At 70.1% G+C, this 22,070-nt stretch carries 17 protein-coding genes; 10 read left to right on the top strand and 7 right to left on the bottom strand.

What is annotated here, in order from left to right; translation table 11 throughout:
- The first annotated feature begins 27 nt into the window (after positions 1–27).
- The 3 genes from H036_RS0113670 to H036_RS0113660 all read left to right on the top strand — a co-directional run bounded on the left by H036_RS0113670 (position 28) and on the right by H036_RS0113660 (position 2,347).
- Positions 28–975, top strand: coding sequence for an aldo/keto reductase (locus tag H036_RS0113670; protein WP_026146047.1), 948 nt, complete (start codon positions 28–30; stop codon positions 973–975).
- A gap of 61 nt (positions 976–1,036) precedes the next feature.
- Positions 1,037–1,255: a DUF5703 family protein gene (locus tag H036_RS0113665; protein WP_051068680.1), complete on the top strand. Its 219-nt coding sequence runs from the start codon at positions 1,037–1,039 to the stop codon at positions 1,253–1,255.
- A gap of 105 nt (positions 1,256–1,360) precedes the next feature.
- The gene (locus tag H036_RS0113660) at positions 1,361–2,347 is read left to right on the top strand and encodes a GGDEF domain-containing protein (protein WP_026146046.1); all 987 of its coding nucleotides are present in this window, start codon (positions 1,361–1,363) and stop codon (positions 2,345–2,347) included.
- A 6-nt stretch (positions 2,348–2,353) separates the two neighbouring features.
- Here the strand turns inward: H036_RS0113660 and H036_RS0113655 are convergent, their stop codons facing one another.
- The gene (locus H036_RS0113655; RefSeq protein ID WP_017935356.1) at positions 2,354–3,670 is read right to left on the bottom strand and encodes a M20/M25/M40 family metallo-hydrolase; all 1,317 of its coding nucleotides are present in this window, start codon (positions 3,668–3,670) and stop codon (positions 2,354–2,356) included.
- 57 nt (positions 3,671–3,727) lie between these two features.
- Between H036_RS0113655 and H036_RS22865 the strand changes: the two genes are divergently transcribed.
- A complete protein-coding gene (locus H036_RS22865) occupies positions 3,728–4,981 on the top strand; it encodes a polysaccharide pyruvyl transferase family protein (RefSeq protein WP_017935355.1) in 1,254 nt (417 codons plus the stop codon).
- A 35-nt stretch (positions 4,982–5,016) separates the two neighbouring features.
- Here H036_RS22865 and H036_RS0113645 read toward each other — a convergent pair whose 3' ends face one another.
- From H036_RS0113645 to H036_RS0113635, 3 genes are all read right to left on the bottom strand, one after another.
- Positions 5,017–6,672, bottom strand: a complete 1,656-nt coding sequence (locus tag H036_RS0113645) for a SulP family inorganic anion transporter (protein WP_026146045.1) — start codon at positions 6,670–6,672, stop codon at positions 5,017–5,019.
- 69 nt (positions 6,673–6,741) lie between these two features.
- The gene (gene ybaK, locus H036_RS0113640) at positions 6,742–7,227 is read right to left on the bottom strand and encodes a Cys-tRNA(Pro) deacylase (protein WP_017935353.1); all 486 of its coding nucleotides are present in this window, start codon (positions 7,225–7,227) and stop codon (positions 6,742–6,744) included.
- A gap of 98 nt (positions 7,228–7,325) precedes the next feature.
- The gene (locus tag H036_RS0113635; protein WP_017935352.1) at positions 7,326–10,592 is read right to left on the bottom strand and encodes a hypothetical protein; all 3,267 of its coding nucleotides are present in this window, start codon (positions 10,590–10,592) and stop codon (positions 7,326–7,328) included.
- A gap of 215 nt (positions 10,593–10,807) precedes the next feature.
- Between H036_RS0113635 and H036_RS0113630 the strand changes: the two genes are divergently transcribed.
- Positions 10,808–11,710: an aldo/keto reductase gene (locus H036_RS0113630; RefSeq protein ID WP_332308797.1), complete on the top strand. Its 903-nt coding sequence runs from the start codon at positions 10,808–10,810 to the stop codon at positions 11,708–11,710.
- A gap of 23 nt (positions 11,711–11,733) precedes the next feature.
- On the top strand, positions 11,734–12,756 hold the full coding sequence (locus tag H036_RS0113625; protein ID WP_017935350.1) for an aldo/keto reductase: 1,023 nt from the start codon (positions 11,734–11,736) through the stop codon (positions 12,754–12,756).
- A gap of 4 nt (positions 12,757–12,760) precedes the next feature.
- Here H036_RS0113625 and H036_RS0113620 read toward each other — a convergent pair whose 3' ends face one another.
- A complete protein-coding gene (locus tag H036_RS0113620) occupies positions 12,761–13,708 on the bottom strand; it encodes an MmyB family transcriptional regulator (RefSeq protein WP_017935349.1) in 948 nt (315 codons plus the stop codon).
- Positions 13,709–13,843: 135 nt separating this feature from the next.
- Here H036_RS0113620 and H036_RS0113615 point away from each other — a divergent pair, with 135 nt between their 5' ends.
- The 4 genes from H036_RS0113615 to H036_RS0113600 all read left to right on the top strand — a co-directional run bounded on the left by H036_RS0113615 (position 13,844) and on the right by H036_RS0113600 (position 19,248).
- A complete protein-coding gene (locus tag H036_RS0113615; protein WP_232421866.1) occupies positions 13,844–15,793 on the top strand; it encodes a potassium transporter Kup in 1,950 nt (649 codons plus the stop codon).
- A 108-nt stretch (positions 15,794–15,901) separates the two neighbouring features.
- Positions 15,902–17,401: an arylsulfatase gene (locus H036_RS0113610; protein WP_017935347.1), complete on the top strand. Its 1,500-nt coding sequence runs from the start codon at positions 15,902–15,904 to the stop codon at positions 17,399–17,401.
- A 1-nt stretch (position 17,402) separates the two neighbouring features.
- Entirely contained in the window at positions 17,403–18,344 is a 942-nt protein-coding gene (locus H036_RS0113605) for a formylglycine-generating enzyme family protein (protein WP_017935346.1), read from the top strand.
- Positions 18,337–19,248 carry an HAD family hydrolase gene (locus H036_RS0113600; protein WP_017935345.1) on the top strand — a complete coding sequence of 304 codons (912 nt, stop codon included), beginning with the start codon at positions 18,337–18,339 and terminating at the stop codon, positions 19,246–19,248. The genes H036_RS0113605 and H036_RS0113600 overlap by 8 nt, the downstream gene beginning before the upstream one ends.
- Before the next feature lie 42 nt (positions 19,249–19,290).
- Here H036_RS0113600 and H036_RS0113595 read toward each other — a convergent pair whose 3' ends face one another.
- Positions 19,291–20,286, bottom strand: coding sequence for a DUF389 domain-containing protein (locus H036_RS0113595; RefSeq protein ID WP_017935344.1), 996 nt, complete (start codon positions 20,284–20,286; stop codon positions 19,291–19,293).
- 85 nt (positions 20,287–20,371) lie between these two features.
- Entirely contained in the window at positions 20,372–21,952 is a 1,581-nt protein-coding gene (locus H036_RS0113590; RefSeq protein WP_017935343.1) for an FMN-binding glutamate synthase family protein, read from the bottom strand.
- Positions 21,953–22,070 lie beyond the last annotated feature (118 nt).

Below are 22,070 nucleotides of genomic sequence, written 5' to 3'. Positions count from 1 at the left end.
GCCAGCGCGCCGACTATCTTCTTCCGCATGCAACAGCGCGCCGTGGGCGATTCCGGCCTGAAGGTGTCCTCCCTGGGACTGGGCACGATGACATGGGGCCGTGACACCGACGAGCACGAGGCCCGCGACCAGCTGATCGCGTTCGCCGAGGCCGGCGGCACCCTCGTCGACACCGCCGCCGGATATGCCGACGGCGCCTCCGAGCAGCTCCTGGGCGGCCTGATCGGCGATGTGATGGCGCGCGATGAGGTCGTGCTCGCCACCAAGGCCGGCATCTCGCGTCGCGGCGGCTCGCGACAGGTCGACACCAGTCGGCGCGGCCTGCTGGACGGCCTCGATGCCTCTCTGCGGCGCCTCGGCACCGATCACGTCGACCTGTGGCAGGTGCACGTCTGGTCCGACGAGACGCCGATCGAGGAGACCCTCGCCACGCTCGACCACGCCATCGCCACCGGCCGTGCACGCTACGTCGGGATCTCCAACTACGCTGGCTGGCAGACCGCCCAGGCCGCCACCTGGCAGCGCGCGGCCCCCGGTCGGGCCGCGCTGGTCAGCACGCAGGTGCAGTACTCGTTGCTCGCCCGCGAGATCGAGTACGACGTCGTCCCCGCTGCCCAGGCGCTCGGACTCGGCATCTTCCCGTGGTCCCCGCTGGCCGGCGGAGTGCTCACCGGCAAGTACCGCACGGGCACGCCGTCGGACTCCCGTGGGGCGCTCTCGGACTTCTCCGGGCGCGTCGACGCCTACCTCGACGAACGCGGCCGCAGCATCGTGGAGGCGGTGGCCCGTGCTGCCGACGGCCTCGGCTGGACCGCTCAGCAGGTGGCACTCGCCTGGGTGCGGGACCGCCCTGCCGTGACGGCGCCGATCGTCGGCGCCCGCACTGCTGCCCAACTGCACGCCGCCCTCGGCGTGGTCGATCTCACCCTTCCGATCGAGATCGCCGGCGCACTCGACGACGTTTCGGCAGACTGATCCGACCCGATCCCTGGCGCTGCCCGAGCGCCGTCCTGGCCCACAGGAGGAACCGCATCCGATGAGCAAGCGCGAACAACGTTCATCCCGCCCCGGTGTGGAGTGGGAGTTCGACAAGATCAGCTTCAGCCGCGACTTCTCCCGCAACGTCGTCACCAAGCTCCTCGTCGAGCGAGCTGAGCACGGCGGTTGGGAGCTGGACAGGGTGCGGATCAGCTCCGACGGCATCCGTCGCGTGGTGCTTCGTCGCAAGATCATCCGCGCCGTTCGCACGGCCTGAGGTGGCGTTCGGCGGCGTCAGGCCCAGGTCGGTCCGCGGGTCGGACCGATCGGTTGACGGACATGAGTCCCCATCCCGGGGTGTTGTTCCCTACGCTGGCGTTTGATGCCCCGCCTGCAGCGCAACCCCAACGGTCGGCACCGATCTCCTGCATCGGTCGTCGACGTGTCCGCGTGGCACCGGATCGGACTGTTCGGCTCGCTCGGGATCGCGACCATCGGGCTGCTCGCGTCCATCTCCACCGACGAGCTCGACCGCGCGTCGTTCGTCTACTACGTGATCGCCACCGCGCTCACCGGAGTGCTCTGGGTCCTCGTCCACCAGCTTCGACCCCGGTGGCCGCTGTTGGCCTGGCCGGTGATGCTCCTGCTGGGCATGCTCGGCGCGTCGTTCGCGGCACCGGTGGCGGCGACGCTCTGCATGGGCGCGGTGGTGCTCGGCTTCCTGTTCGCCGGGCTTACCCAGGACCGCGGAGTCTCGTTGATCCTGCTGCTCCCGACCGTGCCCACCTTCATCCGGGTCAACCACACCGTGCCGGCCGAGCAGCTCATCGTCCGGCTCGGCATCGCGCTGATCGTGTGGAGCGCCGTCGCGGAGCTGCCTGCCTGGTTGAACGACAAGCTCCGCTCGGCCCGCGCCGACCTCGAGCGGCTCGCCGCCACGGACCCGCTCACCGGGTTGGCGAACAGGCGGTACTGGGACGCACAGCTGGGCCGCATGCTGGCGGACCACGTGCCCGTCGCCGTACTGCTGGTGGATCTGGACCACTTCAAGCGGTTCAACGACGCGCACGGACACCTCGCCGGCGACGAGATGCTGATCGCGTTCGCCAGGGTGATCGAGCAGGTCGTCCCGGCCGGCGACGTGTGTGCCCGCTGGGGCGGCGAGGAGTTCGCCCTCGCCCTCTACGACATCGACGCCGCTCCGCAGATCGCCGAGCGGATCAGGCGCGGCGTACCGCTGGGGCAGACCTGCTCGATCGGCCTGGTCGTGCACCGTGCGGGCGAGACCCTCACCGACCTCATGCACCGCACCGACGAGGCGCTCTACCGGGCCAAGACGGCCGGCCGCGACCGCGTGGTCGCAGCCTGACCGGCGTCAGGCCTGGTCGAGGAACCTGTCCATCACCCGGGCGCCGAACTCCAACCCGTCGGTGGGGACGCGCTCGTCGATCCCGTGGAACAGGCCGGTGAAGTCCAGGTCCTCGGGCAGCCGGAGCGGGGCGAAGCCGAAGGTCTTGATGCCGAGCTTGGTGAAGTGCTTGGCATCGGTCCCCGCCGACATCAGGTACGGCGCCACCGCGGCGCCAGGGTCCTCGGCGAGCAGCGAACGCGTCATGGCATCGACCACCTGGCCCTCGTAAGGCGTCTCCCACGGGGGCTGGTTGGAGACGAAGTCGACCTCCACGCCCTCGCCGCACAGCCGCGCGAGCTCGGCGAAGAACTCGTCCTCGTAACCGGGCAGGAAGCGCCCGTCGACATGGGCGGTCGCCTCGGTCGGAATCACGTTGACCTTGTACCCGGCGCCCAGCATGGTCGGGTTGGTGACATGGCTCAGCGTCGCGCCGATCATGCGGGCAGCAGGGCCGAACTCCTCGATCAGGCTGGCCGCGTTCTCCGGGGTGGCCTCGGTGCCGACCAGTTCGGCCACCGCCGCCAGCAGGGTCTGAATGGTCGGGGTCAGCTGCACCGGCCACTCGTGCGCGCCGATCCGGGCGACCGCGGCGGCCAGCCGGGCCACCGCGTTGTCGCGGTTGATCATCGAACCGTGTCCGGCCGTACCGCGGGCGGTCAGCCGCATCCAGGCCATCCCCTTCTCGGCGGCCTCGATCAGGTAGAGCCGGCGGCCCCGGATGGTGGTGCTGAAGCCGCCGACCTCGCCGATCCCCTCGGTGACGCCGTCGAACTCCTCGGGCAGGTCCTCCACCAGCTTCTGCGCGCCGAGATGGCCGCCGGCCTCCTCGTCGGCCGTGAAGGCGAGGACGACGCGGCGCGACGGCGGACGGCCGGCTCGCTGCCGGGCCCGCACGACGCTGAGCACCATCGCGTCGAAGTCCTTCATGTCGACCGCGCCGCGACCCCATACGTAGTCGTCCCGGATCTCCCCGGAGAACGGGTCGACCTGCCAGTCGGAGGCCTCTGCGGGCACCACGTCGAGGTGACCGTGGATCAGCAGCGCGGGGCGGCCGTCGGGGGCGTCCTCGCCCCAGTGCGCGACCAGCGACGTGCGGCCGGTCGCGGGCTCGTGCAGCCGCGAGGAGATGCCGACCTCGTCGAGGAGCCCGGCGACGTACTCGGCCGCCTTCCGCTCCCCCGGCCCGGAGTCGTCCCCGAAGTTGGAGGTGTCGATCCGGATCAGGTCGCGGGCGATCTCGACGACCTCATCGGCAGCCGACGGGACAGGAGGGGTGGGCATGTGCTTACGCTATCGGGTCGTCGCGTCATCAAAGTTATGTAATACAGTTTGGATACTATGACTAACGTCTACGTCCGGTCCTACCAGCCGGCGACCGCCAACCCCCACGCGTACGAGCAGTGGGAGCAGAATCTCTTCGGCGACAACCTGGGCAACCTGCTCTACACCTACGCCGTGGAGCGGCAGCTAGCCTCGCGTGGCAACCACGTACGGCCCGGTCCCACCCGCGGCCCCCGGCTGGATCCGGGTTGGCACCACGAGCACGTCGACCACCTCGTCATCCCGCTGGCCAACGCGTTCCGCTGGACCTTCCGGGAGCGGCTCGACTCGCTCAGCGACCTGATCGAGCGGCTGAAGATCCCCGTCACCGTGATCGGGGTCGGCGCGCAGGCCAGCGCCGACGGTGAGTGGAACGCCAACCACGCCTCCCAGATCGACGTCTCGGTGAAGCGGTTCGTCGGCGCGCTGCTGGAGCGTGGCCCCTCCATCGGTGTGCGCGGGGAGTTCACCCGCGACTACCTGCTCGGCCTCGGCTTCCCCAGTGACACCGTCGACATCATCGGCTGCCCGTCGATGTTCCTGCGGGGTGACGATCTCGCGCTGCGGCCGCTGCCGGAGCTGACGACCGACTCCCCCATCGCGCTGAACCTCTCGCCGTACGTGAGCGAGATGGGTCCGATCATCGAGCACAACGTCGCCCGCTACGACCGACTGGACTACGTCGCCCAGGACCTGCAGTCGCTGGGGTTGCTGCTCGGTGAGGAGTACGCCGGCAAGGGCGCGAGCGACCCGCTGCTCCCGACCCGACCGGGGCATCCGCTGATCGCGGGCGGCCGGGCCTGGATGGCGCTCAACTCGACCACCTGGCTCCGGGAGCTCTCCCGCTACGACTTCAGCTTCGGCACCCGGATCCACGGCAACATCGCCGCTCTCCTCGCCGGTACGCCGGCCTACGTGCTCGCGCACGACTCCCGCACCCTGGAGCTGGCCCGCTATCACGAGATCCCGCACCTGGTGGTGCGCTCGCTCGGCGATCCGAAGCTGGCGGATGCCGCCGTGCTCGCCGCCGGCGCCGACTACGGCCCGACCGTCTCAGGTCATGCGGAGCGGTTCGAGCGCTACGCCGGCTATCTCGACCGGCACGGACTGGACCACATCTTCAAGCCGGGCGAGGACGGCTCCGCCTTCGACGACGCCATCGCCGCGGTGGACTTCGATCCGGCCGTGCGCGCCGGGGTCCCGGTGCCGCGGCGCGCGCCGGCGCGACGATCACTGAAGGAGCGCATCGCAGGGCGACTGCGTCGAGGCTGAGGCGCTGCCGTCGTCGCGGTCGCACGATGCCTCGGTCAGGGTTGCGATGCGTGCCAGCTCTCGAACGCCAGCACGGCCGTCGGCAGCGTCAGGAAGATCCGATCGTGCCCGATGCGGTCCAGGATCCCGGTCGGTGCCAGCGCGTCGCGCAGGTCCTGCTTCAGCCGCGCCAGAGCGAACACGACACCACGCGCGGCCATCTCGGCACGCACCTCCTCCAGCAGATCGGCCGCGGTGACGTCGATGCCGCTGATCGCCTCGGTGTTGAGCACGAACCAGCGCGTGTCCGGATAGTCAGCAAGCGCGCCGAGCGCTCGGGAGCGGAAGTCCTCGGCGTTGGCGAAGAAGAGCGGTGAGTCGTAGCGGTAGATGACCAGCCCCGGCACCGGCTGCGCGGCCGGGTAGTCGGCCACGTCGTGCATCCCGGCCAGGCCCGGGACGTTGCCGAGGACCGCGTCATGCGGCCGGGCGACCCGGCGCAGCAGGTCGAGCACCGAGAGACCGATCGCCACCACGATCCCGTAGAGCACGCCGACGCCGAGCACCGCGACAGCTGTCGCCAGCGCGAGCACCAGCTCGCTGTGCCGGAAGCGCCAGAATCGGATCATCTCCGGGAGGTCGACCAGCCGCACCGCGGCATAGACCACGACGGCACCCAGCGCGGCCGTCGGGAACGCCTCCAGCACCGGCCGGATCGTCAGCACGGCGACAGCCGTCGCCACCAGCGTGATCCCACCGGTGAGCTGCGACTTCCCGCCGACGGCCTGCGCGATCGCCGTCCGCGAACCGCTGCTGCTGACCGGAAGACCCTGCAGCAGCCCGGCCCCGAGATTCGCGGCGCCCAGCCCGAGCAGCTCCCGCTTCGCGTCGGGCCGACCCTCGCCCTCGACGACGAAAGCGCGCCCGGTCAGGATCGTGTCGGTGAAGGTGACGAACGCGATCCCCAGCGCCGGCCCGACCAGGTCGAGCCACTGGTGCGGCGCCAGGTCGGGACGCCGTACGTCGGGAAGCCCGGCGGCGATGTGGCCCACCGTCGCAACCCCGTGGTCGGAGAGGTCGAGCGCGCTGGAGACGGCGGTCGCGGCGAGCATCCCGAAGAGCGCGACCGGGGCCTTGGGCCAGAGCCTGCTGGCGATCAGCAGCCCGGCCAGTACGGAGCCGCCGAGGATCAGCGTCGGCGCGTGGGTCTGCCCGAGGTGCGTCACGGCGTACCTGACCTCGGGGAGGAAGCCGTCGCCGTGGATCGTGAAGCCGAGCAGCTCGTCGAGCTGCGAGGTGATCATCACCACCGCGATGCCGGCCATGTACCCCACCAGGATCGGCTTGGAGAGCAGCTCCGCCAGCGCCGCGAGCCGGGCGGCCCAGCCGATCACGCAGAAGACTGCGGCCAGCAGCGCGAGCGCCATCGCCGTCTCGGGCCGGTCGGCGGCGGAGACACCGGCGATCGTGGTCGCGGTCATCAGCGCGGCCGTCGACTCCGGACCCATCGAGAGCAACCGCGACGTGCCAACCAGGACGTAGCCCAGCAACGCGCCCAGGGCGGCCCAGAGGCCGACGACCGCGGGCAGACCGGCGAGCTCCGCGTTCGCCATCACCTGCGGGATCAGGTAGGCGGTGACGGTGATCCCGGCGAGGAGGTCGCCACGCAGCCACGCGCGGCGGTAGCCGCGGGTCCAACCGAGGATCGGCATCGGCACACAGGTCACGCTACCGGTGGCCGAGCGGCCGGGTCCCCGGATCCGGGCGCTCGTGGCGACCGACTACAAGGTGGCGATCGCCGCGGTGACGGCTCGCGTGAGACTGACCAGGTCGGCCGGTGCCAGCTCCAGCTGCAGTCCGCGGCGCCCGGCGCTGACGAAGACCGACGCGAACTCGGTGACGCTTGCATCCACGACGGTCGGCAGCGGCGTGCGCTGGCCGATCGGCGAGATGCCGCCCAGCACGTAGCCACTGCTGCGGGTGGCTGCGGCCGGATCCGCAATCTCGGCCTTCTTCGCCCCGCACGCACGGGCCAGTGCCTTGAGGTCGAGCTGGTGCGCGACCGGTACGACGGCGACCGTCAGCCGGCCGCCCACATCGGCCACCAGTGTCTTGAATATCCGGGCCCGGTCCACGCCGAGCAGCTCGGCGGCCTCCTCGCCGTACGACCTGGATGACTCGTCGTGCTGGTAGGCGTGCAGGGTGAAGGCCACGCCCGCCCGGGTCAGCGCGACGGTCGCCGGGGTGCCGCTCGATGCCTTCGCCACGGCGTGAGCATGCCATGCGGACGACGTTGCCGGGACACTCGACCGGCGGAAAGTGACCCTTCGACGAGCCTGGCCCACCGGGGCGGCTGCACCGGTGGCTACTGGATCGTGACGGTGCTCGCGACGGCGGTGTAAGCAGTGCTGGCCACCGGCGTGATGGTGATGGTCCCGGCCCCGAGGCCGGGGGTGCCGAGCGCCGCGACGGAGCTCCTGGAGGTCAGCTTCGGCCAGACCGCGTAGCGCTTGCCGTCCGCGGAGACCCACCGCGCGGTGAAGGTGAGGTTCGTGGCGGGGGCCTTGCGCGGAGAGCCGTCGAGGATCGGTGAGACCAGTGTCGCGGTCAGGTAGACCGTCTGACCTGGCGCGATCGTGGCGGCGGCCGGCGTCATCAGGCCGTTCCACTTCGAGACGGTGAAGGAGGCCTGGCCGCCATCGGCGTCGTCGAACGGCACCTCCGCCACCGCCGGGAGGTAGGTCGAGCGGGCCGCCAGGACGGTGACCTTGCCGGCCGGCGGGTTGAGCACGCCGATCCGGAACCAGCCGTTCGCGGCGGTGGTGCCGGCGTACGTGCGCCGCAGGTCGGCACCGCCCTTGGGGTTCGGGTAGGTCACCGCCACCGTCACCGGGATGCCGGCCGGGGTGATCGCGGTCGCGCCCCAGCCGGCCGTCAGCCGACCCGCGACGGTGGCGGCGACGCCGCTGATGAGGTGGTCCTCGTGATGGCCGGTCGCGGTGAACTCGGTGTCGCCGTTGATGGCGAACGACGACGGGTCGAAGTCCATCGTCGGCGAGGTCGCCACGCTCAGCGTCCCGGCTGCGGAGACGAGCGCCACCGGCACGATCGTCGACTTCGCGACGGTCGCGGTCAGCGTGCCGTTGGGGGTCGTGGTCAGCGCCTTGAGCGAGTACGTCGCGACGCCCTTCTCGTTGGTCGTCGCCGCACCCAGCGCCTTGCTCACCTGCTTGCCGTTGGCGTCGGCGTACGTCTCGGTGAACGACACGGGCACGCCGGTGACAGGCAGGCTACCGGCCGCGACCGTCGCGGTCAGCGGCGTCGCCACGCCGGGGACCGCCGTGACGTCGGCGTGCCCGAGGGTGACGGTGGTGCCCGAGCCGAAGCATGGCGGCGGCGTGGTGCTGACCGTCCGCACCACGCGGGTGGCCTGTGCTGGGAAGACGCCGGTGGCCAGCCCGTCGATGCTGTAGGAGACGGCCGGCTTGGTGGACATCGACGCGGTCACCCAGCCGTGGATGTCGCTCTTGAGGATGGTGACGGCGCTCCCGCTGAAGAGCCGCACGTTGGCGCCGTAGATCGGGCGCCCGTACTGGTCGAGGATCGTGCCGCGGATCACGCCGGTGTTGCCGCTGCACACCGATACGGCATCCGTCGACTGGCCCGCCACCGACAGACCGAGCTGCGGTGCGGCCTGCTTGGTGCCGGCCAGCGCGAAGGTGACCGACCGGCTCTGCGGCGCGGATCCGGCCGGGGTGGCGGTGCCGGTCACGGTGACGCTGCCGGTGTCGGTGGCGAGGCAGGTGAGTCGGGGTTCGGCGGACGTCGCGCCGCTGAACACGCAGCTCGGCCTCGACGACTTCCAGGCCCACAGCACGTCGGCCGGGTCGAGCTCGCCCTGGTCGTAGTCCACCTTGAACTTCATCGCCACGCCGGGTGTGCGTGTGAGCACCGAGACAGCGTCGAACGTGAATCCCTTGCCACTCGAGGTACCGGCACCGCCGGCGTCGGCCGAGCCGCCGGTCGAACCGTCCGGCTGGGCGGTGACGCTGAGGGAATAGGAACCGAGGGACCCGTAGGAGCTGTAGGCGGTCGCGTCGGCGTACGGCGAGGCGCCGTTGCCGCCGCCGGCCACCGTGATCCGGTAGGTGTGGTCCGAGTCGGTGGTCGGGATGAGGAAGGACGAGTCCTCGCCACCGGCCACCGACCCATACCCGCCAGAGGCGAGCACCCGCAGCGGCGGGTTCAACCCGGAGGCGAGCACCGGGTCGTCGGTCGAGGTGGTGTCGATGACGTCGAGCGCCAGGTCGAGGTCGCTGATCGATGCGGTCGGCGCGACGTGGAGCAGGACGCCACCGGTTCCGGTGTAGGTGAACGAGTCGGTGTCGGCGTTGCTGGTGATCAGGCCGTCCACGGTCTGCCCGGCGGCGATGGCGGTGGGACTCGCGTCCGGGCCGTTGTCGGACTCAGCGCCGCCGAGGACGGACCTGATCGTGCCCACCTCGTCCTGGTGGGAGTAGACCACGGTGGTCTTCTTGGTGGTCGGGTTGGTCACGGTCCGACTCATGTTGAGCCGTGCGCCCTTGAACTCGCCCATCGACCACTGCCCCATCGCGGAGTAGTAGGACGTGCCCATGATCGGGCCCCACGTCGTCGAGCCGGGGTAGTACGGCCGGGAGTCGCTCTCGTGCACCAGGCCCCAGGTGTGGCCGGCCTCGTGGGCAGCGGTCTGGCCGATGTTGTGGCCGGTCGTGCCCGAGGAGGAGAAGTCCAGTGCCGGCTGCCAGTACATCGGGTCGTGGGTGCCGTCGTACCCGGTGGAGGCGCCGAGCCAGGCGATGCCGCCGGCCTTCTTGGCCGGGTCGGGCGTGGAGGTGAGCATCACCTGGGTCCCGAAGGTCGTGTCACCGGTGCTGTCGCGGCCGATCGCAGCGGCGTCCTGCGGCGCCAGGGTCACGTTGATGTCGAAGGCGGCATAGTCGGCCGCGACCTCCTGCCAGGCGATCTGCAGCTGGGTGAGGTCGTCGGCGTCGAAAGCGGGGTCGGTGTCGCCGAAGGTGTACGCCGCCAGCGCCAGCGGCTTGCCGCGATAGGGAGAGCCGGCATAGGCGGTCCAGGCCCGGCCCGTGAGGACGGCGCCGCGCGGGTCGAGGTAGAGCACGTGGCTCGAGTCCGGCCTGCTGGCCAGGGTGAACGTGTCCGCCAGCGGTACGCCGGCCGGGCCGGTGGCGCTCAGGTTGGTGCCCGTGGTCGCCAGGGTGGCGTTGGTGCCGGTGGCCACCGCGCCGCCGACCGCCGGGGCAGGGTCGTTCATGGCGATGGGATGCGCCGGGTCCAGCCGTACTGGTGCGCTCGTCACGGGGTGCTCGTGCTGCTGCGACGGCTGCGCGGTGGGCGCGTTGCGGAACGCATCGGCGACCGAGGCCGGCTCGCCGTTCCCGCTCGTCGAGCCGGAGGCGCCACCGCTGCCGGCGTGACCGCGCTCGACGGAGGAGCGGGACGTCGCGTCGGCACCCGATGCCGGCGGCCCCGAGTGCTGGGGCTGCGCCAGCGAGATGGTGGCGAAGACGACTGTCGCGGCTGCTGCCGCGATGCCGATTCCGCAGACGATGACAGGGCGTCGGTTCTGCACGTGGGTTCCCGTCCGTGGGAGTGAGCGTTCCTAGCCGCCTCCATCGGCAGGCGCCACCCCGCGGAGGAGCAAAATCGTCGGGTCTCTTGCGCATCGCCGGGCCGCCCGCCTCTCAGGACCGTCAGGAGCGCGTCGGGGGCAGTGAGTGATGCCCCCCGTTCGGGGGTACTGCCAGTGCCTCCCGTACGACGCAAAGCCGTGCCAGCGTGGTGGGCGTGGAACGAATCGAGAACCAACCGACCCTGACGTTGAACAACGGCGTGACGATGCCCGCCCTCGGCCTCGGCGTCTTCCAGAGCCCGCCCGAGGAGACCGCGGCAGCCGTCGAGGCGGCGCTGCGCACCGGCTACCGGCACATCGACACCGCCGCGGCGTACGGCAATGAGCGCGAGGTGGGCGAGGGCCTGCGCCGCTCGGGCGTGGACCGGTCCGAGGTCTTCCTCGAGACCAAGGTGTGGGTCAGCGACTTCGGCTACGACCAGACGCTGCACGCCTGGGACAAGGCGGCCGGCAAGCTCGGCGTCGACAGCCTCGACCTGCTGATCCTGCACCAGCCCGCACCGGACCGCTTCGAGAGGACGATCGCGGCCTACCAGGCGCTGGAGAAGCTGCTCGCCGACGGCAAGGTCCGCGCGATCGGCGTCAGCAATTTCATGCCCCACCACCTCGAGCGCCTCCTGAAGGAGACCGAGGTCGTCCCTGCCGTCAACCAGATCGAGCTGCACCCCTACTTCACCCAGCCCGAAGTGCGCCGGGCAGACGCGGAGCACGGCATCCTCGACCAGGCGTGGTCGCCGATCGGCGGCATCACGTTCTACCCGGGCTGGGGCGAGGACCGTCGCAGCGTGATGGAGGACCCGACGCTGCTGGCCATCGCGAGCCAGCACGGCAAGTCAGCGGCACAGGTGATGCTGCGCTGGCACCTTCAGCAGGGTCGCTCGGCGATCCCGAAGTCGACCAACCCGAGTCGCATCCGGGAGAACTTCGACGTCTTCGACTTCTCCCTCAGCAGCGAGGAGCTGGTCCGGATCGATGCGCTCGACCTGGGGGTCCGCAACGGCCCGGATCCCGATGTGGCGCGTCCCGAGCGCTTCGACATGCCGATCCCGGAAGCCTGATCCGCCCGACGAGAGGAACCACCGTGCACTACCGACCACTCGGCCGCACCGGCGTCAGGGTCAGCCCGCTCTGCCTCGGCACGATGATGTTCGGCCCGTGGGGCAACGCCGACGAGGCCGACTCCATCCGGGTCATCCACCGTGCCCTCGACGCCGGGATCAACTTCGTCGACACCGCGGACGTCTACTCCGCCGGCGAGTCCGAGCGCATCCTGGGCAAGGCGCTCAAGGGCCGCCGCGACGACGTCGTCCTCGCCACCAAGTTCTTCATGCCGATGGGCGATGAGCCCAACCACCGCGGCGGCTCGCGCAGGTGGATCATCCGCGAGGTCGAGGACTCGCTGCGTCGGCTCGACACCGACCACCTCGATCTCTACCAGGTGCATCGGCCCAGCCAGGACACCGACGTCGAGGAGACCCTGTCCGCCCTCACCGACCTGGTCCACCAGGGCAAGGTCCGTTACATCGGCTCGTCGTCGTACGCCGCCAGCCAGATCGTCGAGGCGCAGTGGGTCGCGCGCGAGCGGCACCTGCAGCGGTTCGTGACCGAGCAGCCGCCGTACTCGATCCTGGTCCGCGGCATCGAGCAGGACGTCCTTCCCGCCGCACAGCGGCACGGGATGGGCATCTTGTCCTACAGCCCGCTCGCGGGAGGTTGGCTGTCGGGCCGCTGGCGCAAGGACTCCGCCTCCTCCCCCACGTCCTCGGCCCGTCCGCCGGCCCGGTTCGACATGAACAGCCCGGCGAACCAGCAGAAGCTGGTCGCCGTCGAGCAGCTGGCCCTGGTCGCCGAGGAGGCCGGCATCACGCTCATCGACCTCGCGATCGCGTTCGTCGTCAACCATCCGGCCGTGACCTCGGCGATCATCGGTCCGCGCACCATGGAGCAGCTGGAGTCGCAGCTGAGCTCGGCCGACGTCACGCTCGCCGACGACGTGCTCGACCGGATCGACCAGATCGTCGCTCCGGGCGTGACCATCAACCCGGACGACAACAGCTACGGCGAGGCCGAGCTCGCGCCGGTCGCACGCCGCCGCGGCGCCTGAGGGATCAGCTCTCGATCGCGGCTGCGTCGCTGGCCTCGTGGGCGGTCTCCTGGGCGGTCTCCTGGGCAGTCTCCTGGCTGGCCTCCTGGGTGGCCGCCCAGGAGGCCAGCAACCGCAGACCATCGAAGGTGGGCGTGTTCGGATCCGCGGTGTAGACGTTGATTCGCAGGCCCGGCTCGGAGGGCAGCTCCAACGCCTCGAAGTTGAGGTCCAGCTGACCGACGACCGGGTGCCGCAGCCGCTTGCGCCCCGAGCGGTGGAGCTTCACGTCCTGGGAGGCCCAGCGCCGCCGGAAGAGGTCGCTCTGGGTGGAGAGCTCCCCGACCAGGGCGATCAGGTCCTTGTCGTGCGGGTTGCGGCCTGCCTCCAGCCGGAGCATCGCGGCCGCGTCGTTGGCGATGACGTCGTAGTCCACGAAGAAGTCGCGTGCCTGCGGGTCCAGGTAGATGAAGCGGGTGGTGTTCGCCGGACGGCGCTCGGTCGCGCCGGCGAGCGACGAGTCGATCACCGGCGAGTAGAGCGCACGGGCCAGCGGATTCGCCGCCAGCATGTCGTGGCGCTCGTTCCGCACCCATGCCGGCGCCTCGGTGAAGGCATCGAGCACCTGCTGGATCACCGGTCGCACGGTCTTCGACGTCGTACGCCGACGGTTGCGGGCCGGTCCCGCCTCGCGAGCCAGGTCGAAGAGGTGATCCCGCTCGGCCTCGTCGAGCTGCAGGGCCAGCGCCAAGGCGTCGAGGACACTCTGGGACGCGCCACCGAGGTCGCCGCGCTCCATCCGGACGTAGTAGTCGACCGAGACGCCGGCCAGCATCGCCACCTCCTCGCGGCGCAGGCCCTTCACACGCCGGTTGCCGCCGTAGGCCGGCAGCCCGGCCTGCTGGGGGGTGATGCGGGCACGCCGGCTGCCGAGGAACTCGCGCACCTCGGCACGCTGGTCGACCTGGTCCATGCCACCACAGTAGGTGTTCGCGAGTGCGCGCAGGAGGCACCGGCAGTACCCCGCTGACCTGACCACAACATGCACGGCCGCCGCCACATGGAGGCCGACACCGCGTGGCGTCGACCTCGGGTGCAGGATGTGCCGGTGGATCAAGCGCAGGCACCGACAGATACCGGCCCAGACGAGGAGTCCGGTCACGCTCCCGACGGCAGCCGGCGCGGCCTTGCCCTGGTCACGCTCGGAGCGCTGGGTGTCGTCTTCGGTGACATCGGCACCAGTCCGCTGTACTCCCTGAAGACGCTGTTCGCGATCGACGACCACGCCATCAAGCCGACCCCCGGCGACGTGTACGGCGTGATCAGCATGGTGGTCTGGTCGGTGACGCTGATCGTCTCGATCAAGTACGTCGGCCTCATCATGCGTGCGGACAACGGAGGTGAGGGCGGCGTGATGGCGCTGGCCGGCATCGCCCGGCGTGCGATCGGCGCGAAGAGCCGCCGGGTCAACGTGGTGATCGTCCTGGCGATCATCGGCGCCAGTCTGTTCTTCGGCGACTCCGTGATCACGCCCGCGATCTCGGTCCTCTCCGCCGTCGAGGGGGTCGGCGTGGCGGCGCCGAGCCTGACGCATCTGATCCTGCCGATCTCGGTGACGATCCTGGTGGTGCTGTTCGCCTCCCAGCGCTACGGCACGCACCGGGTCGGTGCCTTCTTCGGCCCGGCCATGCTGGTGTGGTTCACCGTGCTGGCCCTGGCCGGGCTGCGCGTCGTGGTGCCGCACCCCGCGATCCTGCGGTCCCTGTCGCCGACCTATGCGCTGGCGTTCATGATCGAGCATCCGCTCGTCACGTTCATCGCGATGGGCGCGGTCGTGCTGTGCATCACCGGAGCGGAGGCGCTCTATGCGGACATGGGCCACTTCGGCCGTCGCCCGATCGCAGTCGCCTGGTTCGTCTTCGTCTTTCCGGCGCTGGTGCTCACCTACATGGGCCAGGGCGAGCTGATCCTGAGCGACCCCTCGGCGATCTCGAACCCCTTCTTCCTGTTGGTGCCGGACTGGGCTCAGGTGCCGATGGTCGTGATGGCCACCATCGCGACGGTGATCGCGTCGCAGGCGGTGATCTCGGGCGCGTTCTCGGTCTCGCGGCAGGCGACGCAGCTCGGGCTGCTGCCCTCCCTGACGGTCCGCCAGACCTCGGAGGGATCGGCCGGGCAGGTCTATCTCCCGGTGATCAACGGGGTGCTCTTCGTCGGCGTGCTGGCACTGATGCTGGTGTTCCGGAGCTCGGCGAGGCTCGCCACGGCGTACGGCGTCTCGGTGACCGGCGCCCTGCTGATCGACACCATCCTCATGCTGGTCGTGGCTCGGCTGCAGTGGAAGTGGCGAACGGGCCGCCTGGTGCTGTTCGCCGTCGTCTTCGGCGGCCTGGAGCTGAGCTTCCTGATCGGCAACCTGAACAAGATCCCCCACGGCGGGTGGCTGCCGCTGCTCATCGCGATCGTGATGTTCACGCTGATGAGCACCTGGTACCGCGGCCGCGAGATCGTCACGGACAACCGGGTGCACAAGGAGGGGCGTCTGAGCGACTTCGTCGAGCGCCTGCACGAGAACCCCGTGCACCGCGTGCCGGGCATGGCCGTCTTCCCGCATCCGACCAAGGAGACGACGCCGCTCGCGATGCGTGCGAACGTCGAGCACGTCGGTGTCCTGCACGAGCGGGTCGTCATCTTCACCGCCGTGCCGCAGACCGTCCCGCACGTGCCAGCATCGAAGGCCTTCACCTTCGACAGTCTCGGTTACAAGGGGGACGGCATCATGCACGTCACGATGCGCTACGGCTTCTTCGACCGTCCCGACATCCCGGCCGCGCTGCGCGCCCACATGCACGACTCCGGGTGGGAGTTCGTCCCCGACCTGAGCCACGTGACCTACTTCCTCTCCCGCGCCAACCTGACCCGTCAGGCCCACGGAGAGCTGCCGCGATGGCGCAAGGCACTGTTCGTGATGATGGCCCGCAACGCTGCCAATCCGGCGGAGTACTTCAACCTCCCCGACGAACGGGTCGTGGTGATGGGATCCCAGATCGGCTTCTGAGCGGGTCCGAGAACCACCCGAGCCGTTGATCACCCGAGTCGGGGGAGGCATCGGGGCCTCCGGCCGCACAGCCTGGACGCGTTCCGCGTACCCACCGAGGAGGCTGGCGTGTCCGAGCGACCGAACATCCTGATCATCTGGGGTGACGACATCGGGATCAGCAACCTGAGTTGCTACAGCAATGGCCTGATGGGCTATCGCACACCCAACATCGACCGCGTCGCCGACGAGGGTGCTCTGTTCACCGACTACTACGGCGAGCAGAGCTGCACGGCGGGTCGGGCGGCGTTCATCACCGGCCAGAACCCCTACCGCACCGGCCTGACCAAGGTCGGCATGCCGGGCGCCGACCTGGGCCTGCGGGCCGAGGACCCCACCATCGCCACCGCGCTGAAGTCCTTGGGCTATGCGACCGGGCAGTTCGGCAAGAACCACTTCGGCGACCGCGACGAGTTCCTGCCCACCATGCACGGGTTCGACGAGTTCTTCGGCAACCTCTACCACCTCAACGCGGAGGAGGAGCCCGAGCTGTACGACTACCCGACCGAGGAGGAGTTCCCGAACTTCAAGAAGAACTTCGGCCCCCGCGGCGTGATCCACTCCTGGGCCAACGGCGACGGCACCCAGCGGATCGAGGACACCGGACCGCTCACCAAGGAGCGGATGAAGACCATCGACGAGGAGATCGTGCCGGAGGCCCTCCGCTTCATGTCGGATGCCCAAGCGGCCGATACGCCTTTCTTCCTCTGGCTCAACACCACCCACATGCACTTCCGCACGCACGTCAAGGACGGCAGTCGCGGCAAGGCGGGGCGCTGGCAGTCGGAGTATCACGACACGATGGTCGACCACGACGAGCTGGTCGGATCGGTGCTCGACTTCCTCGACGAGCTGGGGCTCGCGGAGAACACCATCGTGATGTACTCCACCGACAACGGCCCACACATGAACAGCTGGCCCGACGCCGGAATGACCCCGTTCCGCAACGAGAAGAACTCCAACTGGGAGGGCGCCTACCGGGTGCCCGCGATGGTGCGATGGCCGGGACACATCCCGGCCGGCACGGTGCGCAACGGCATCGTGAGTCACAACGACTGGTTCGTGACGCTGCTCGCCGCGGCCGGTGACACCGACATCGCCGACCGGCTCAAGGTCGGCACGGAACTGGCCGGGACGTCGTACAAGGTGCACCTCGACGGCCACAACCAGCTCGACTACGTCACCGGTGCCACCGATGAGAGTCCCCGCAAGCACTTCTTCTACGTCACCGACGACGGCGACCTGGCCGGGCTGCGCTTCGACAACTGGAAGTTCATCTTCCTCGAGCAGCGCCAGACCGGGACGCTCGCCATCTGGCTGGACCCCTACGTCGAGCTGCGCGCACCGAAGATCTACAACCTGCGCATCGACCCCTTCGAGAAGGCCGAGGGCACCTCGAACACCTACTACGACTGGATGCTCGACCACATCTGGCTCCTCATCCCTGCCCAGACCTACGTCGCCAGGATGCTCGAGTCGCTGATCGAGTTCCCGGCGCGACAGACTCCGGCGACGTTCAGCGTCGACCAGGTGATGGAGAAGCTCAAGGCCGGCCTCGCGAGCAGCTGAGATGTGGGTCGATCTGCCTGGTGGCACATTCACGATGGGCTCCGACGCGCACTACCCCGAGGAGGCGCCCACCCACCGGGTGCGGGTCGGCGCCTTCTCGATCCAGGCCACGACGGTGACCAACACGCAGTTCGCCGACTTCGTCCAGGCGACCGGCTACGTCACCGTCGCCGAACGCGCCCTCGACCCCGCCGACTTCCCCGACGCGCCGCCGGAGAACCTGCAACCGGGGTCGATGGTCTTCACCCCGACCCGCGGCCCCGTCGACCTGCGCCACCTCAGCCAGTGGTGGCGCTGGAAGCCCGGCGCATCCTGGCAGCATCCGCTCGGCGCGAAGAGCTCGGTCGACAAGCGGCTCGAACACCCCGTCGTCCACATCGCGCACGAGGACGCCGCGGCCTATGCGGCGTGGATCGGCGCGGCGCTGCCGACCGAGGCCGAGTGGGAGTATGCCGCCCGTGGCGGTCTCGAAGGCGCGCCCTTCACGTGGGGTGACCAGCCGCGTCCGGGCGGCCGCATCATGGCGAACACCTGGGACGGCCCGGACTTCCCGTGGCGCAGCACGGGCGAGAGCGGATTCCTGCGGACCGCTCCGGTGGGTAGCTTTCCCGCCAACGGCTACGGCCTGTTCGACATGGCCGGCAACGTCTGGGAGTGGACGGACGACTGGTGGACCGAGCGACACCCCGACGAGGTGAGCTCACCGTGCTGCGTGCCCGAGGACCCCCGCGGGGGCGACGTGGCGGCCAGCTACGACGCCGCACAACCGCAGTTCCGCGTCGGCCGGAAGGTCGTCAAGGGCGGCTCTCATCTGTGCGCGGACTCCTACTGCCTGCGCTACCGACCGGCGGCCCGGCGGCCGCAGATGATCGACACGGGAATGAGCCACGTCGGCTTCCGGTGCGTACGACGACCCCCACCCGAGAGGACACCCGATGTCTGATGACCGACTCCCGTCCTGGCGTCCCGGCGCCACCCGTGACGCCGTCGTGGCATTCCTGGATGCGGCCGCCGACGTCCCGCAGGAGAAGCGCGTCGCCTGTTTCGACAACGACGGCACGCTGTGGTGCGAGCGTCCGACGTACGTGCAGTTCGACTTCTTCGTCGACGCGCTGACCTCGGCGGTGCGTCGCGATCCGACCCTCGCGCAGCGGGCGGAGTTCGCGGCGTTGCTCTCCGGCTCGCAGGCCGAGGTCGGCGAGATCGGCCTGGAGCGGATCGCGATGGCGCTGACCGGCCTCTTCGAGGGCCGCACGCCGGACGAGTTCACCGGCCAGGTGCGGGCCTTCATGGCACGGGCCGACCACGCCACCCTCGGCCGGCCGCTCCGCAAGCTCACCTACCTGCCCATGCGCGAGCTCATCGCCGAGCTGCGCCGCATCGACTTCACCGTGTCCGTGGTCACCGGCGGCGGCACGGAGTTCGTGCGTGCGATCAGCCAGGAGCTGTACGGCGTACCGCCCGAGGCGGTGGTCGGCAGCCTGATCGACTACGACCTCGTGCCGGCCACCGCCGAGGTAGGGGCGAGGCTCACCCGGGCGAACCGGCTCATCGGCGTCGTCAACGAGGGTGCCGCCAAGGTCGGCAACATCCAGACCCAGCTGGGCCGCCGACCGATCCTGGCCGCCGGCAACTCCGGTGGCGACCGCGAGATGCTCAGCTGGGCCGACGCGGGCGAGGGGCCGACGCTCGCGCTGCTCGTCGACCATGACGACGCCGATCGGGAGTTCGCCTACGTCGGCACGGCCCAGACCTTCGCCGAGCCGGAGCCCATCACCGATGTCGCAGCCCGCCTGGGCTGGACAGTGGTCAGCATGGCGAAGGACTGGGCGACGCTCTGGGGGTGAGTGGCCGGCGGCGCGGCCGGCTATCTCCCAGCCGCCGTCGGCTCAGCCGACGTCGCCGGCGTGGATGCGTTCGCCGGCGGTGGTCTCCACGATGATCTGCAGCCCGGCAGGAACCTCCGAGGAGAGTCGGGCCATCAGGTCGGCGGTGGGTGGCACGTCGGACGGCGTACGGACGTGTATGTAGATCGTCGTCGCCTGGCGATCGACACCGGTGACCTCGGCACCCGGCACGACGGCGATCCAGTCCCGCGCAGCGTCGGTGACGCGTGCCGTCCACACCGAGGTCAGGGCGGTGAACACGGTGTTGGCAGCCAGCGGCACCGCCATCGCCGCGAGCAGCGACCCGAGCAGGAGATGGGTCCGCCGCTTCCGGCGGTGCGAGTCCCGGGCGGCCGCGGTGTAGCCCAGCACGGCGAAGACGAAGGTCCCCGCGATCACCAACGAGAGGAAGTTGGAGGCGAAGAGGACCGCAGCACCTGCTGCCATCGCGTAGGCGCCCTGACCGAGACAGACCCCGACCACGGCCAGCGGCGGCACCAGCGAGATCGCGATCGCCACGCCCGGCAGGACGGCGCCGACGTCGCGTCGTGCCAGCGCGACCGCTCCGGCCAGACCTGTGGCGAGCGCGGCGAGCAGGTCGAACAAGCCCGGCGAGGTGCGCCCGGTGATCTGGCTGTTCGCGTGCAGGTCGTAGACACCGGGCAACAGCGCCGCGAAGAGCAGGCCGATGAGCACGACCGCCCCTGCGCCGCCTACCACCCGCAGGATGGCCTTCGAAGGCCGCTGCGTCACGATCGAGAGCGCGGTCCCCATGATCGGCGTCGAGAGCGGGGCGATGATCATCGCCCCGATGACGGTGGCCGTCGAGTCCGTCAAGACCCCCGCCGACGCGATCACGGCCGACAGTACGAGCATCGCCCAGAACGCCGACCGCTTCGCCACGACGTCGCCGGTCTCGGGGTCGAGCTCGAGGGCGAGCTCCTCGACGGTACGGCGCTGGCTGGCGGGCAGCAGCGTCTCGCGAAGCCTGGTCAGCATGCCTGCCTCCTTCGTCAGGCATCACGCTGGCCGCCCGCACGCGCGCGGCACTCCCCCGAGGTGGGTGATCGTGGGCAGCGTCCCGTCAGGGCCGGAAGCTGTCGGGGTCGGCCAGCTCCCAATCCCGGCCCCACGACTGCGGCGCCCGCTCGAGCAGCTCTCCCGGGCGGAGGTGCTCGAAGAGCTCGGCGTACGACGCGATCTCGCCGTCGTGGATCCGGCGTCGCAGCATGTGCGGCCGCAGATCCTCGAAGGACGAGAGTCCCATCGAGGCGATCACCTGCGTCGCCTGCTCGACCACGGCGGCCTGATAGCTGACCACACGCTCGGTCTTGGTCGGTACGTGCAGGGCGCGCATCCGCTTCGGGTCCTGCGTCGCCACTCCGACCGGACACCGGTTGGTGTGGCAGCGCTGCGACTGGATGCAGCCCACCGCCTGCATCATCGCTCGGGCGGCATTGGTGTAGTCGGCGCCCTGGATCATCCGCTTGACGATGTCGATGCCGCTGCTCACCTTGCCGCTCGCACCGATCCGGACGCGGTCGCGCAGGCCGACGCCGACCAAGGCGTTGTGCACCGTCATCAGGCCCTCGGTGAGCGGCATCCCGACGTGGTCCTCGTACTCCAGCGGCGCCGCACCCGTGCCACCCTCCGCACCGTCGACGACGATGAAGTCGGGGGTGATCCCCTCCTCGACCATCGCCTTGCAGATCGCGAGCACGTCCACCCGCGAGCCCACGCACAGCTTGAAGCCGGCGGGCTTCCCGCCGGCGAGCTCCCGGAAGCGGGCGATGAACCGGATCAGCTCGCGCGGGGTCGAGAACACCTCGTGGAAGGCGGGTGAGATGCACTTCTCCCCCTGCGGGATGCCGCGCGTGCGGGCGATCTCGGCGGAGACCTTCGCGGCCGGCAGCACCCCGCCGATGCCGGGCTTGGCGCCCTGGCTGAGCTTGAGGCTGACCATCTTCACCTGCTCGTCGGCGGCCTTCTCGGCGAACTGCTTCTCGTCGAAGTGCCCGTCCTCAGTGCGTGCGCCGAAGTAGCCCGAGCCGAGCTCCCAGACGATGTCGCCGCCGTTGCGGTGATAGGGGCTGATCGCGCCTTCGCCGGTGTCCTGGGCGAATCCACCGAGGGCCGCGCCGCGGTTGAGCGCCTCGATCGCGTTGCCCGACAGCGACCCGAAGCTCATCGCCGAGACGTTGAGCAGGGCCATGTCATAGGGCTTGGTGCAGTCGGGACCGCCGATCCGCACCCGAGGTGCGTGGGCGAGCGGCGCGACGGGTGCGGTCGAGTGCACGAGGTACTCGTAGCCGACGGCGTCCAGATCGCGCTCGGTGCCGTACGGCTGCTCCTCCTTGATCCCCTTGGCGCGCTGGTAGATCGCGGAGCGGGTGTCGCGGTCGTAGGGACGGCCGTCGAAGTTGCGCTCGATGAAGTACTGCTGGAGCTCGGGCCGGATGCTCTCCAGGAGGAAGCGCATGTGCCCGAGCACCGGATAGTTGCGCAACACGGAGTGCCGTCGCTGGATCAGGTCGTAGGCAGCGACGATCAGCAGGCCGCCGACCACCGCCGCCAGGATCCACCAGCCCCACCCGCCGATCGCCGCAGCGAGGACTGTCAGGGCACCGAGGACGACCAGGGCGAGGAGCACGAAGAAGCGCAGCACGCGGGCCACGTACCCGCGCCGGGCGTGCCGCATCCATGCGGCTCGGACTCACCCACCTCGGGGGAGGAAGCAGCACCGTCCCGGAGGCACCGTTGCCGTACGACGACATCGATCTGAG

The sequence above is a fragment of the Nocardioides sp. Iso805N genome (assembly GCF_000364605.1).
GTDB lineage: Bacteria > Actinomycetota > Actinomycetes > Propionibacteriales > Nocardioidaceae > Nocardioides.
Note: the sequence above shows the minus strand (reverse complement) of the source record. Positions and strands in the feature narration are given on the sequence as shown.

Bases quoted from the DNA above. Each gene is read 5' to 3' on its own strand.
- H036_RS0113620 (WP_017935349.1), bottom strand. From the start codon at position 13,708: ATGGACCAGGTCGACCAGCGTGCCGAGGTGCGCGAGTTCCTCGGCAGC.
- H036_RS0113595 (WP_017935344.1), bottom strand. From the start codon at position 20,286: ATGCTGACCAGGCTTCGCGAGACGCTGCTGCCCGCCAGCCAGCGCCGT.
- H036_RS0113660 (WP_026146046.1), top strand. From the start codon at position 1,361: ATGCCCCGCCTGCAGCGCAACCCCAACGGTCGGCACCGATCTCCTGCA.
- H036_RS0113655 (WP_017935356.1), bottom strand. From the start codon at position 3,670: ATGCCCACCCCTCCTGTCCCGTCGGCTGCCGATGAGGTCGTCGAGATC.
- H036_RS0113665 (WP_051068680.1), top strand. From the start codon at position 1,037: ATGAGCAAGCGCGAACAACGTTCATCCCGCCCCGGTGTGGAGTGGGAG.
- H036_RS0113645 (WP_026146045.1), bottom strand. From the start codon at position 6,672: ATGCCGATCCTCGGTTGGACCCGCGGCTACCGCCGCGCGTGGCTGCGT.
- H036_RS22865 (WP_017935355.1), top strand. From the start codon at position 3,728: ATGACTAACGTCTACGTCCGGTCCTACCAGCCGGCGACCGCCAACCCC.
- H036_RS0113605 (WP_017935346.1), top strand. From the start codon at position 17,403: ATGTGGGTCGATCTGCCTGGTGGCACATTCACGATGGGCTCCGACGCG.
- H036_RS0113600 (WP_017935345.1), top strand. From the start codon at position 18,337: ATGTCTGATGACCGACTCCCGTCCTGGCGTCCCGGCGCCACCCGTGAC.
- H036_RS0113670 (WP_026146047.1), top strand. From the start codon at position 28: ATGCAACAGCGCGCCGTGGGCGATTCCGGCCTGAAGGTGTCCTCCCTG.